At 55.7% G+C, this 12795-nt stretch carries 10 protein-coding genes; 6 read left to right on the top strand and 4 right to left on the bottom strand.

Annotated elements, in window-relative coordinates; translation table 11 throughout:
- The first annotated feature begins 12 nt into the window (after nt 1-12).
- The 4 genes from M3223_RS07020 to M3223_RS07035 all read left to right on the top strand — a co-directional run bounded on the left by M3223_RS07020 (nt 13) and on the right by M3223_RS07035 (nt 2323).
- Nucleotides 13-1341 carry an ABC transporter substrate-binding protein gene (locus tag M3223_RS07020; protein ID WP_251560427.1) on the top strand — a complete coding sequence of 443 codons (1329 nt, stop codon included), beginning with the start codon at nt 13-15 and terminating at the stop codon, nt 1339-1341.
- Between the two features lie 88 nt (nt 1342-1429).
- A complete protein-coding gene (locus M3223_RS07025) occupies nt 1430-1669 on the top strand; it encodes a hypothetical protein (RefSeq protein ID WP_435367996.1) in 240 nt (79 codons plus the stop codon).
- 92 nt (nt 1670-1761) lie between these two features.
- Nucleotides 1762-2064: an iron-sulfur cluster assembly accessory protein gene (locus M3223_RS07030; protein WP_251560431.1), complete on the top strand. Its 303-nt coding sequence runs from the start codon at nt 1762-1764 to the stop codon at nt 2062-2064.
- Entirely contained in the window at nt 2054-2323 is a 270-nt protein-coding gene (locus M3223_RS07035) for a DUF1450 domain-containing protein (protein WP_251560433.1), read from the top strand. The genes M3223_RS07030 and M3223_RS07035 overlap by 11 nt, the downstream gene beginning before the upstream one ends.
- Before the next feature lie 427 nt (nt 2324-2750).
- Here the strand turns inward: M3223_RS07035 and M3223_RS07040 are convergent, their stop codons facing one another.
- Nucleotides 2751-3899, bottom strand: coding sequence for a THUMP domain-containing class I SAM-dependent RNA methyltransferase (locus tag M3223_RS07040; protein WP_251560434.1), 1149 nt, complete (start codon nt 3897-3899; stop codon nt 2751-2753).
- 118 nt (nt 3900-4017) lie between these two features.
- Here M3223_RS07040 and M3223_RS07045 point away from each other — a divergent pair, with 118 nt between their 5' ends.
- Nucleotides 4018-4671 carry an O-methyltransferase gene (locus tag M3223_RS07045; RefSeq protein ID WP_251560436.1) on the top strand — a complete coding sequence of 218 codons (654 nt, stop codon included), beginning with the start codon at nt 4018-4020 and terminating at the stop codon, nt 4669-4671.
- A 91-nt stretch (nt 4672-4762) separates the two neighbouring features.
- Here M3223_RS07045 and M3223_RS07050 read toward each other — a convergent pair whose 3' ends face one another.
- On the bottom strand, nt 4763-5845 hold the full coding sequence (locus tag M3223_RS07050; RefSeq protein WP_251560438.1) for a LacI family DNA-binding transcriptional regulator: 1083 nt from the start codon (nt 5843-5845) through the stop codon (nt 4763-4765).
- Between the two features lie 225 nt (nt 5846-6070).
- Here M3223_RS07050 and M3223_RS07055 point away from each other — a divergent pair, with 225 nt between their 5' ends.
- Complete coding sequence (locus M3223_RS07055; RefSeq protein WP_251560440.1) at nt 6071-9199, top strand: beta-galactosidase; 3129 nt, start codon at nt 6071-6073, stop codon at nt 9197-9199.
- A gap of 65 nt (nt 9200-9264) precedes the next feature.
- On the opposite strand, the gene M3223_RS07060 is transcribed toward M3223_RS07055, so the two are convergent.
- Complete coding sequence (locus M3223_RS07060; protein ID WP_251560442.1) at nt 9265-9594, bottom strand: helix-turn-helix domain-containing protein; 330 nt, start codon at nt 9592-9594, stop codon at nt 9265-9267.
- Nucleotides 9595-9695: 101 nt separating this feature from the next.
- Nucleotides 9696-12770: a PAS domain S-box protein gene (locus M3223_RS07065; protein ID WP_251560444.1), complete on the bottom strand. Its 3075-nt coding sequence runs from the start codon at nt 12768-12770 to the stop codon at nt 9696-9698.
- Nucleotides 12771-12795 lie beyond the last annotated feature (25 nt).

The raw sequence follows: 12795 nt of genomic DNA on the forward strand, positions 1-12795 counted from the left end.
GGAGGGGGACGGTTGAGACGCAAGGCAATCGTTATGTTAATGGTGCTGGCAACGGCTGCGGTGCTAGCAGGAGGCTGCAAAAATAAACAAGCTCAGCCCGACGCTTCAAATACGCCTTCTTCGGCGGTAACGCTGAAATGGTGGGGAGGAGTGCCGGAGGAAAACGGCCCGAGCGCCGTCGTTGACGCCTGGAATGCGAAAAATAAGGATAGTCAGATCGAGTATGTCCGCTTTGTTAACGATGACTCCGGCAATACAAGGCTTGATACGGCGCTGCTGTCGGCTGCCGATGCGCCGGATCTGTTTTTCTCCTATAGCGAGTTCCAGCTTGACCGGCGCGTGAAGGGAGAAATGGCGGAGCCGCTGGAAAAGCTGATCGAAAAGTCGGGCTTTGATCTGGAAGGAATTATCGGCTCCAAAAACGTGATGAAGTATAACCGTGGCATCTATTATTTGCCGGCTACGATGGATATTCGTTTTTTCGCCTTTAACAAGGCGTCTCTTGATGCAATCGGCGAGGAGGTGCCGAGAGCGGGCTGGACATGGGACGAGTTCGCCGAGCTGAGCAAAAAGCTGACGAAGCCGGGGCAGTACGGCACCTTTTTTAATCCGACCTGGGAGCCGATTGCCTATGACGTGTTGAGCACGGTGAAGCCGCATAATCCTTATTATCAAAAAGACGGAAGCTCCACAAACTTTGACGAACCTGCGTTCAGGGAGGGACTGGAGCTGCAAAAAGGCTTGCTGGACGCTAAAGCGACAATGCCGTACCTGGAGGGAATTGCGTTCAAGGCCCAAACGCAGGATGAGCTGCTGAAGGAAAAAGCAGCGTCCGTTTATGCCTCGCTTTATTTTGTCCGATATATTAAGGACGATAAAACGTATCCGGATCGGAAGTTTCAAATTGCGTTTGCGCCTACGCCTAGAATTCCCGGGGGATCCGGTATCGACAAATCCAAACATGGCGATTATTTAAGCATCAACTCCAAAAGCGCTCATAAGGAAGAAGCCATGAGGTTTATGGTCTGGTATTTGACGGAGGGGAATCTGCATATGGTTCCAGGGGGGCGCGTACCTTCCAGTAAAAAGGTGAACCTGGATCAAATCGCCGATCTGATCATCGGCGACAAAGGACAATATTTTGACCGGGAATCGTTTGAAAGGCTGCTGAAGGGCCGGTATATGCCGATTGTTGCGACAAATACGACAGCCAGCACGGTTATCCGGCAAATTTTCATGGAAGAGGCCGAGAAATATTTTATGAACGCTCAGAGCATTGATACGACCGTTGCGGAGATTAAGCGGCGTGCCGATGAAGCGGTTCAAAAAGCATCTCGCTAACAGCCGTGCAACCAGGAGGGCAGTTGATTCGTATTAGTAGTGCCGGTTTAAAAGAGGTTCAATCCGGCAATTCTGTCTTCAAGGAGGGATGACCATGCGCAAGCTGCTTTCCCTGCGGCATTGGAAGCATGTTTTTACGAGAATATACCGGCTCCTTCGTTCACCTCAAGTGAAGCTGTCCCATAAGCTGATGTTTCTGCTTCCGGTTGGGCTTTACTGGGTTTTGCCGGATGTGATGCCGTTTATCCCGGTGGACGACGTTGCGGTGACGATGATTGCTGCCGAAGGCTTCACCCGTTGGATGGAAAACAAATACCGCGCGGGTTGAAGTTTCAGCCTGCATTTTATAAAATAAGATAGAATTGGACCGACAGTCCTCTTGCTGCGGCAAGAGGGTTCTGATAGACGAGGAGGATACACATGAATTGCAAGATTACCCGTAATGCGGCGAAGATTTTGAAGGCCGAGCTGGACAAGCCGGAGCACGAAGGAAAGTTCCTTCGCGTCTATATTACTCATTCGCATGGCGACCATGCTCACTACGGCCTTGGCATTGACGATCAAACGGAGAAGGACGAGCTTGTCTCCACCGATAAAGAGATCGACGTGCTGCTGGAAAAAGGGATCGAGTTGTTAGACGGCGTTAAAATCGACTACCTGTACAGTCCGGAAGAAGGCTTCACTGTAACTAATCCGTCGAAGGGCAACCACGGTGACCACTGAGACACTGGCTGCGCCAGGCGGGGAGTGTTACACCGCTTTGAACGATATCCGCATTTGCGACAAATGCAACTTTACCCGGGTCAAGACGCTTCTGCCCAAGCTCCAGAAGCTGGACCCTGAAGCGGACATCAAGGTAGGCTGCAAGTCTTACTGCGGGCCTTGTGCCAAGAGGGCGTTTGTGTTTATTAACGGCCGATATATTACGGCGCCGACCGAGGACGAGGTACTGGAGAAGGTCAAACCCCATATTAAAAAATAAACCGGCTTCCGCTGGCGAGAGAGTTGCTCTCTCATGGCGGGGCCGGTTTTTTTGCGGGATGTGTGAAAGCGGCGACCGTAAGGTCGCCAAACGACCTTACGGGGCGGGCGAAGCCGAAAAGCGGCAGCCGTAAGGTCGCCAAACGACCTTACGGAGCGGGCAGGGCTGAAAAGCGGCGACCGTAAGGTCTCCAAACGACCTTACGGAGCGGGCAGGGCTGAAAAGCGGCGACCGAAAGGTCGCCAAACGACCTTACGGAGCGGGCGAAGCTGAAAAGCGACGACCGTAAGGTCTCCAAACGACCTTACGGAGCGGGCGAAGCTGAAAAGCGGCGTCCGTAAGGTCGCCAAACGACCTTACGGAGCGATCCAAGCTGAAAAGGGGCTGTCCCTAGTCACATCGTGTGACCTATGGGACAGCCCCTATTTCATTCTTCCGGACGAGGACGCGGCGGCAGCGGGCCGAGGTACTGGTACAGCTGGCATTCAATGCGGCCGTTGAACAGCTTGCGTTTTTTGTCCGCCGAGCGGCCGTAGCTCTGCTCGAATGTTTTGGACGGACTGAGCGCAAATACCGACCAGTCCTTCTTCACGGCATCAATGAAGCCGAGCTGCCGGACTACCTTGTCCGCTTCTTTCTCGGAGCCGAGACGCTCCCCGTAAGGAGGGTTCGTAATGATGCAGCCGAATTTGCCCTGCGGCTGAACGCGGGCAATCGGCATCGTCTGCAGCTTGATTTCACGGGCGAAGCCGGCTTTGCGCACGGCCGCTTCCGCAACCTCAATCGCTTCGGGATCAATGTCCGAGCCGCTAATATCCAGCTTCACGTCATCCTTGACGGAATCCATCGCTTCCTCGCGCGCGATCTCCCAGCGGCGATCTCCCATAATGTCCCAATTGCTGCTGTTGAATTCGCGGCGCAGGCCGGGAGCTACGTTCCAGCCAATCATCGCCGCTTCAACAAGAATTGTGCCGGAGCCGCAAAACGGATCGTACAGCGGACGCTCCGGGCGCCAGCGGCTGAGCAGCACCATCGCTGCCGCCATCGTTTCCTTCAGCGGCGCTTCCGTAACGAGCTTGCGGTAACCGCGCTTGTGCAGGCTTGGCCCGGTTGTATCGAGCGTAATGAGCGCGACATCGTTAAGCAGGCTAACCTCGATTACGTAACGAGCCCCGTCCTCGGTAAACCATTCGGTCCCGTATTCGTCCTTCATCCGCTCAACGACGGCTTTTTTGACGATGGACTGGCAGGCAGGCACGCTGGAAAGCTGGGATTTGTGAGAGCGGCCGTTTACCGGAAACTCGCCGTGCTCAGGAATCCAGTCCGGCCAGTTGATGGCGCGCGTGCCTTCAAAAAGCTCTTCAAACGTGACGGCCGGAAACTCCGCCATTTTGACGAGCACCCGGTCGGACGTGCGGAGCCACAGATTGGCACGGGCGATATCCTCCAGCCCGCCGCGGAACGTGACGCGTCCGTTCTCGGTTTTGGTATCCTCGTATCCAAGCTCCTTCAGCTCCCGGGCGACGATCGCTTCGAGGCCCATAGGAGAAGTTGCAATAAGTTCAAGCTGTTGCATGTCGTTCAATTCACTCCATATCCGGTGAGGAGCATTTGTGTCTCCTGACCTGTCGTCATACAATCAAGTATAGGCGATTGAACGCAACAAGTACAACGAAGAAAGGCAGGAACCGCGAATGAAGGAACGATTGTACGGACAGGAAGAAATGGAGGCATATATAGAAGCGTTATTTCCGCCCGATCCGGATTTGCAAAGAGTGCTGACTGGCATCCGCGAGCGGGGCATGCCGGAAATTTCCGTGCCGACCGGTTACGGCCGGCTGCTGACGCTGCTCGTTGCCATGAGCGGAGCTTCCCGTGTATTGGAAATCGGCGCGTTAGGAGGTTATAGCGGCATTTGTCTGGCGCGCGGGCTGCAGCCGGAAGGCCGGCTTTCTTCGCTGGAACTGCTGCAGGATTACGCCGATACAGCGAGAGATCATCTGGCTGCGGCCGGATTCGGCCCACAGACGGAGTATGTTGTCGGAGATGCTGCGGACAGTCTGGAGCAGCTGAAACGGGAAGGAAGGCGCTTTGATTTCTTTTTCATTGATGCGGACAAAGGAGGATATCCGCGTTATCTGGAGGCGGCCATCGGGCTGGCGGAGCCGGGGGCTGTTATAGTTGCCGATAACACGCTGCTGCGGGGCCGTGTCGCCGATCCGTTGCGCACAGGACCTTCCGTGCTGGCGATGAGGGACTTCAACCGGATGTTATCCGAAGATCCGAGGCTGACAGGGACGCTTCTGCCTGCTTATGACGGACTGGCCGTCATGCGCGTCAAGGACTGACCCTTTTTGGCTGTATTTCATTAAAAAAGCCATAATGAAGCAAAATAAGCCTCTCCCCTCAAAAGGGGAAGAGGCTTATTGCGGTTGTACATCAGGTGCTTGCGCGCACGACCAACTCCGGCACTAAGCCAATCCGTTCGACGGATGCTCCGGGCAGCCGCATTCTGCGCTCAAGCGCTTCGACGGCGCGATGCCCAAGCAGCTCTTTGCCGAGATCCATCGTAGTCAGAGTTGGCTTGGTCCAGGCAGAGCCTTCAATGTTGTCGATGCCGGCAACGCGGCAGCGTCCCGGTACGGCAACCTCGCGCTGCTGCAGCGCTTTGAGCAGATGGATGGCGATATCGTCGTTAGCGCAAACAAAAGCGTCCGGCAAATCGTCCGGGGTTGTTTTGGCGAGGCGGGTCAGCAGCGCCTCGTCCCATTCGCGCGAGTACGGGATATTCCAGCGGCGCAGCTCTCCGTCCTTGCGCTGGGCGAATGCCTGTTCAAGCGCGGAACGGCAGCCGAGCCAGCGTTCTCTGAAGCTGACGGAAAAGCGGTCGCTGCCAATAAAAATAAACCGCCGGCAGCCTTTGTCGAGCAGCATACCGCAAATCATGCGCGCAGCGGCAATATTATCGTTTGCCACGCTGTCGATTCCGGAATACGGCTCCTGATGGTCGACGAGCACGACGGACAGCCCCGTCCGCTTCATTGCCGTCAGCTGGCGCAGCGGGAACGCGCCAACCGCAAGCCCGCCGACGCACCGCGAGCGGTCCAAGTAAGACGGCAGTATTTCGGCCGATTTGCCTTCGTCCATCGGGGCGAGCAGAACAGTGCCCCAGCCGCGCTGACGGCAGCCCTCCTGGATGCCGCCAAGCACCCGCTGCCAGTACATGCGCTCTTCTTGATGGGCTCTCGACATCCATATGACCACATAACGTCCGTCCGTTCCCGCCGAACGCGAACCGGAATTTGTCAAATCGTTAGGATGCTGCGCCGCCGATAAACTTGCAGCAGGCTCCGCCTTGGCCGCCGGGGCTTCATAGCCCATCGCATGCGCTGTTTCCATTACCCTTTGGCGAGTAGCCTCGCTGACCCCGGACTTGCCGGACATCGCCTGGGATACGGTATATTTTGACACCTGCAGCCGATCGGCGATTTGCTGCATCGTTACTTTTCCGCCTCTTGACATCGATGTTTGCACCCTCTATTGTTTGGTGGAATTTATGCTTCTCATTAGCCTAACAAACCTAACAAATTAGCGCAAGACTATTTTTTCGGTTGACCTTAAATTTGCGGCGGGCAGCAGATCTGATGCCAAAGCCTGCCGCCCGGCAGCGGCCTTTTTAACGGCTATATAATCGTATGCAGCTGCCGGAAGAAGCCGGAATGAGAGTATGAAGAGAGGACGTATGACATGTATAAATGGATTGCTTTTTATGACGCTAACTTCCCGTTCGCGGGACAGCGCCCTGCTGAGGCACAGCTTCGGCCGTTAGGTGAATCGCTCGTTGAGGCGGCAGCTCTGGCTGACCGTTTGGAGCAGGAGCGGCCGGAGGCGCTCGTTATGCTGCACGGTCCTTATTTTCCAAAAGCGGCTTGGCCAGCTATTATGAACCACCTGAAGCGGGGAGGCGGACTTGTCGTAATCGGCGGTATTCCGCTGCGTGTTCCGGTAGCGCATGTGGAGGGCAGCTGGCAGCCTGAGGCTGAGCAGACCGCGTATCATCAAGCAATCGGCATTCACGAGGCGCTCAAGGCCGATGTATCCCGGGTTGTCGAGTGGAAAGCCTCTTCGTCGATCCCTCTGCTTGAAGGCGCAGAAGGGCTGTTTGATCAGTCGCCGACCTACGGCTTGGCGCTGCATGTGACGCGCGCTAACGATCACCCGGACGAAAACGGCTCTGCCGGACCGATGGATGCGCATATTTACCCGCTGCTCACCGGCCTGGACAAAGATTCCCGCGAGCGCTGCGCTCCGGTTGTGCTGTTGGAAAATACAAAAGGGGACTTCGCGGGCGGACGGTGGATCTTTGCCAACCGCGAGGCGGGAGCCGCTTTCTGGGAAGACGGCAAAGGCGCGGAAGCGTTGGCGGCCTGGGCTGATTTTGCTGCGCGCGGCGTGACCGAATGGTGGCTGAAGCCTAACTACGCCTGTTATGAAATCGGCGAGAAGCCGGTTCTGACATTCCAGCGCCAGCGGCTTAGCCGCTCCGGCGGTGATGCTAGCTGGAAGGTGATGTACAAAGTAAGCCGGATCAAAGGCGAACAGGAGACGGTTGTAGTCGAAGACAGCCTGACGCTGCAATCCGGCGCGCTAACCGACTATGAGCGTATTCCGCTGCCGATTACGGCAGATCCGGGATACTACCGCATCGACGCCGAGCTGACGGCCGAGGGCAGCGGCGAGATTCGCCGTCTCGTGCAGGGCTTCTGGGGCCGCGACGAGCAGCTGCTTCGCGAGGGCAGCATGCTGGAAGCGAACCGCGATTATTTTGTGAAGGACGGCAAGCCGCTGCCGATCGTTGGCATGACGTATATGACGAGCGATGTGGCGCGCAAATATTTGCATCTGCCTAACACGGCGGTATGGGATCGCGATATGGCCCATATGGCAAAGTCCGGCATCAACATGATCCGTACCGGAATTTGGACGGCGCTGCGTAAAATGGCGTTTGTCGACGGCCATGTCAGCGAAGAGATGCTGCGTGCGGTTGATGCGCTCATCCTGACGGCAAAACGCCATGACCTGGAGCTAGTGTTCAACTTCTTCGCGTTTACGCCGGAGCTGTGGGAGGGCGAGAACCCTTATCTGGATCCGCGCAGCGTCGAGGCGCAAAAACGCTTTATTACGGCGATTGTGACCCGTCATAAGGACAGCGCCCATGTGCATTGGGATCTGATCAACGAGCCGACGATGTTCCACCCGCTGAAGCTGTGGAGCGCGGCAAGCACAATCGGCGACCGCTTCGAGCTGGCCGCTTACCGGGAATGGCTGCAGCAGCGTCACGGCAGCATCGAAAAGCTGCAGGAGACGTGGAATATGTCGCCGCTTGATCTTCCTTCCTTTGACAGCATTAAAACGCCGACCAAGGAAGACATCGGCTTCAGAACGACTGAGCTGCTGGAAAAGCGCAGCGGGCAATGGCTCGACTACCTGCTGTTCTCCCAAGAGATGCATAACCGGTGGGCGGCCGAACTGCGCGAGGCAATCCAAGCGATTCAGCCGAAACAGATGGTAACGGTTGGCCAGGACGAAGCGCTTCAGGCGCAGCGCCCGTCTCCGCTCTTTTATGAGGCGGCGGTTGATTACACGACCAACCATACGTGGTGGATGAACGATCAGCTTGTGCTGGACGGTATTTTCGCCAAAACGCCGTTTAAGCCAAACGTTATTCAAGAAACGGGCATCATGTACATCGAGACGCCGGACGGCTTCGCCAAACGTTCGGAAGAAGAGCTGCATTCCATTCTGGAGCGCAAGTACGCCTATACGTTTTCTACTGGCGGCGCAGGCGCGGTCCAATGGATCTGGAACATCAACTATTACATGCACAACATCAATGAATCGCATATCGGAGCCATCCGTGCTGACGGTACGGAAAAGCCGGAAGCAAGCGTATCGTATGATTTCGGCCGCTTCATTAAGGAAGCGGGACATCTGTTCGAGGACCGCAAGCTGGAAGAGGTGGCGGTCGTATATCCGTACAGCAACAGCTTCTCGAACCGTTCTTCCGTGCTTGAAAGCACGTCCTGCCTGAGCCGCTCGCTGGCTCACCGGATGAACGTTCCGTTCCGCTCGCTGAGCGAGTACGGGCTTGATGTGCTCAAGGATGAGCGTTATGAATCGCCTAAGCTGATTATGGTGCCTTCCGCGCAAAATTTCAGTGACGAGGCGCTGCAGTCGCTTATCGACTGGGCAACCGAGACGGGAGGCACGCTGCTCGTGACCGGCCCGCTTAACCTGGATGCTTATTGGCATCGCACCGAGCGTGCAGCCGCGCTGACCGGCCCGTCTGTGGCAGCCAACGTGCGCCGCGAAGAGGCGCTGGAGCTGGATGGAGAGCTGCTGCCGGTAAGCTTTGCAGGCGAGAGCATCGCGCGTCTCAGCAAACAGGCGCTGCTCGGGGAGGACGGCCGTCCAATGAATGCGGCCGCTCAGCTGCATGAAATCGAGCTTGGCAAAGGACGTCTGTTCTGGTGCCCTCTGCCGCTTGAGCTGGCGGAATCCTACATGCCGCTTGAAGCCGTTTATGACCGCGTGCTGGAAGCGGCGGGAGTAGAGGCGGAGCTGGAGTGGGAGCAGGGCGGACAGCTTGCCGGCGTGTACGGCCGCAAGCTGCAATTCCAAGGCGGAGCCGTGTATGTGTTTGTATCGGAGTACGCGCTGGATGCGGATATTACGGTCAAGGACCCTGTCACGGGCGTCCGTTATTCCTTCAAGCTGGAGGCGGAGCGGTCGGTGTTGTTCGCTGCGGACAAAAACGGCTCTCTCGTCAGCGTATTCCGTCCGGATGAAGTGGAAGTGCGGATTGTAAAAGCATAACCGGATAAAGCTCAGGCCCGGCATCGGATGATTGCTCATCCAATGCCGGGCCTTTTTGTTGAAGCTTAATCTTTGTATTCAATAATCGGACGGATTACTTTGGATATAAGGCGGATTTTTTCGGGCGGACAGCCTTCCAGCATCTCCATGATCTCGTTGCGCAGGAAATCCTGGGCCGAGCTGTTGGCGCCGCTTAACAAATATTCCGGCGTTTCCTCCAGGACAACGCATAACTCCGAAAGCCTGTCCAGATTGATCGGAGTCCGTCCACGCTCGATCTTGCTGATATAGGCATTGGATACGTCCAGCCTTTCGGCCAGAGCTTCCTGAGTCAGACCTTTATCCTCTCTTGCTTTGCGGATTCTTTTTCCAATTACGGAGTAATCATAAGCCATGTCATCACCTAATCCAAACTATAGCAACGTTCAACGCCGCCTTACATGGACTAGTGTTCCAATTGAACCAGTAATTCAATACATCTGCGGTTCATGCCGGGTTAGGAGGAGCCGTCAGCAGGCGAACCGCCATATACGCCCGACACTAAATTGCCCAGTACGCGTGTCACTTCAGAGGCGAATACCGGCTTGCTAATGAAATCTTTCATTCCGGCATCGGAGCATTTGTCCCGGTCGGATTGGCGGACAAATGCGGTGACTGCCACGATAGCCGGCTGGCGCTCGGCTGGAATTCGGGCGTGAATCGTGCGGCTTGCCTCCAGGCCGTCCATGACGGGCATTTGCAAATCCATAAACACGATATCGTAGCTTTGCTGATCGAGTTTTTCCACAGCTTCCTGGCCGTTCGCGGCCGTATCGGCACTGCAGCCCATTTTGCGGAGCAGGGCGGTAAGCAGCATCCGGTTCACCTGATTGTCGTCAGCAACGAGTGCATGTATGCCGCTGAAACGGGCGGAACAGGCGGGCTGGGGCTTCAAAGCTTCCTCGAATTCGGCTGCCTGTTTAATAGCGGTGGCAGTTTGCTGTTCGTATGCCAGGCTGATCATCACCCGGAACACGGAGCCTTCGCCAGGCGTGCTTTCAACACCGATTGTGCCGTCCATTAGTTCCACCAGCTTGCGGCTGATGGCTAAGCCGAGTCCTGTTCCGCCGTATTTCCGATTCAGAGCCGGATGCAGCTGGGAGAACGACTGGAACAGAAGATTTTGCTTATCCAGCGGAATCCCGATTCCGGTATCGTGCACCGCTAGCTCCAGCATGCAGGAATGATCGTCGATTGCCAGCGGGTTCAAACAAAGCGATACGGAGCCGCGGTCCGTAAATTTCACCGCATTGCCGACAAGATTGACGAGCACCTGGCGAATACGTCCGGCATCGCCGACAAATAGATCCGGCAAACGCTCGCTGAGCTTAAGCTCCAGGTTCAATTGTTTCTCCGAAGCCACGGGACGGAACAGCTCCAGCACATCCGAGGCGAGCGAAGCTAAAGAAAAACGCTCCTTTTCCAGCGACATTTTACCCGCTTCAATTTTACTGAAGTCCAAAATCTCGTTCAGCAGCCGAAGCAGCGATTCCCCGCTCTGGATTATCGTATCCGCGTAGCTTTGCTGCTCCTCGTCCAGCTCCGTTCCGGCGAGCAGATCAGCCATGCCCAGTATGCCGTTCATCGGCGTGCGAAGCTCGTGGCTCATTATCGCAAGAAACTCGGATTTGGCCCGGTCCGCTTCCTCTGCCGACTCCTTGGCCCGGATAATCTCCTTTTCGTTCGTAATATCCTGAAATACAATAACTACGCCGCGGTTGACGCCGTTATCGGAAATGGGCGTAACCCGAAATTCAGCCAGGAAGCTGGTGCCGTCCTTGCGCCAAAGCACCGCTTCCTTGTTGCGGTAATGGCGGCCTTCGGTCAGAGCCTGGTAGATCGGCGCTTCTTCCAGCGGATAAGGCGTGCCGTCGGAACGGGTCTGATCGATAATGTCCAAATAGGAACCGCCGAGCGCTTCTGCAGGTGAAAGACCGAGCATGGCTGCGGCGGCCGGATTAATAAAGGTAGAGCGTCCCTGGCGGTCCAGACCCATAATTCCTTCCGACACGGCGTTTAAAATCAACGTATAGTTGTAGCTGAGCTTTTCAATTTGATCCAAATATCTCCTATGGTCCGTTATGTCCATCGCGATTCCGTAAACACCGACGATTTCCCGGTCCACAATAATAGGGATGTTTGTAATGTTGACTTGGATTTCATAACCGTTTTTGTGACGGAGCGTAATGTCAAAGGATTGCGGCACGCCCTGGCAGGCCAGCTTAAAATATAGCTTTGCCTTGTCCGCGAACCCGGCGGAGACGAGCGAGTGCCAGTCCATTCCGACAAGCTCTTTCACGCTATATCCGGTTAACTGCTCGATTTTGGCGTTGGCGGTCAGAAACTGGCCGCTCATATTCATGGAATACACCGTCTGCGGGTTATGCTCAAACAGCGATTTGTATCTCTGCTCGCTGTCCAGCAGCTTCTGCTGCAGCTCGCGCTGCTCCGTTACATCCCGGATGATTCCGATATATTGATAGATATCCCCATAGTGGTTTACCTTTGCTTCACACTGCACCTGGAAATATTTCAGGCTCCCGTCTGGCAGCTTCATTTTGTATTCCCACAGCTTATGCTTGTCCTTGTTGTGCGCGCCAAGCCGCAAAAAATGCTTGAAGTCGAAGGAGACAAGAGGGTCCAGGCCAAGCGAATCAATCAACTCGTCACCCGCAGGCGCCACGGAGGGCAGCAAATACCCGTACATTCGCCGGGCATCCTCGGAAAAGGTGATCCGATTGGCGGCGATATCCCATTCCCATGCGCCGATTTTGGCGATCCGGTGTACGGCAGCCAGCATCTCCTCATACTTCTTCAACGCGGTTACGTCTCGTCCGAACGTCAGAATCCGCCGGTTCCCGCTTTGCAGAGTAATGATTTTGAAGTACGTCTCCATCCAAATAAAACGGCCGTCCTTATGCCGCACCCTGCGCACAAAGCTATTCTCCGGATCGAACATACGGCTGTTCGCCATATCGCTTGCTTCCTCGGCATGGTAAAATTCTCGGCGGTTGCGGCCCAGCATCTCGCTTTCCGTGTAGCCAAGAATTTCCGTGACGGACGGAGTAATATAAAGAATTGTGCCCTCAGGCGTGCTGCAGGAGACGATGTCCTGCGTGCTGTTTACGATCAGGTCGTATAAATCCTCATCATTCAGCCGTTCGGGCAGCACCTGCCCCGCTTCAACGGCTGTAATCATGACGGCCCGGCCGCCGCCAAAAGCGACTTCATTCAGGCTGACCCGCAGCTGCACGGAATACCCTTCGGCATGCTTGAGACGAATGCGTCGATAAATATAAGGATGATTGCGCAGCAGCTCGCCAAGCTGCTCCGGCGTTTCGCCGGGCTCCGTAAGAACTAGTCCGGGAGCTTCCTGCTGCTGTGCCGGATTAGAGGCTGTGCCGAGCAGTCTGCCAAAAGCGGCGTTCATGCCAAGCCAGGTCCCTTCTGGCAGTACGGCAAAAGCGATTCCCAGCGGCGAGCCGTCATAGGCCAAAGCGGCCAGCTCGGAATTCATCGCAGATGAAGTCATAATCGAGGCATTCTCCTTGTCGTAG

Origin of the sequence: Paenibacillus pasadenensis (assembly GCF_023715725.1) — a bacterium.
Classification (GTDB): Bacteria; Bacillota; Bacilli; order Paenibacillales; family Paenibacillaceae; genus Paenibacillus_O; species Paenibacillus_O pasadenensis_A.

Bases quoted from the DNA above. Each gene is read 5' to 3' on its own strand.
- M3223_RS07025 (WP_435367996.1), top strand. From the start codon at position 1,430: ATGACCATGCGCAAGCTGCTTTCCCTGCGGCATTGGAAGCATGTTTTT.
- M3223_RS07030 (WP_251560431.1), top strand. From the start codon at position 1,762: ATGAATTGCAAGATTACCCGTAATGCGGCGAAGATTTTGAAGGCCGAG.
- M3223_RS07040 (WP_251560434.1), bottom strand. From the start codon at position 3,899: ATGCAACAGCTTGAACTTATTGCAACTTCTCCTATGGGCCTCGAAGCG.
- M3223_RS07045 (WP_251560436.1), top strand. From the start codon at position 4,018: ATGAAGGAACGATTGTACGGACAGGAAGAAATGGAGGCATATATAGAA.
- M3223_RS07050 (WP_251560438.1), bottom strand. From the start codon at position 5,845: ATGTCAAGAGGCGGAAAAGTAACGATGCAGCAAATCGCCGATCGGCTG.
- M3223_RS07055 (WP_251560440.1), top strand. From the start codon at position 6,071: ATGTATAAATGGATTGCTTTTTATGACGCTAACTTCCCGTTCGCGGGA.
- M3223_RS07060 (WP_251560442.1), bottom strand. From the start codon at position 9,594: ATGGCTTATGATTACTCCGTAATTGGAAAAAGAATCCGCAAAGCAAGA.
- M3223_RS07065 (WP_251560444.1), bottom strand. From the start codon at position 12,770: ATGACTTCATCTGCGATGAATTCCGAGCTGGCCGCTTTGGCCTATGAC.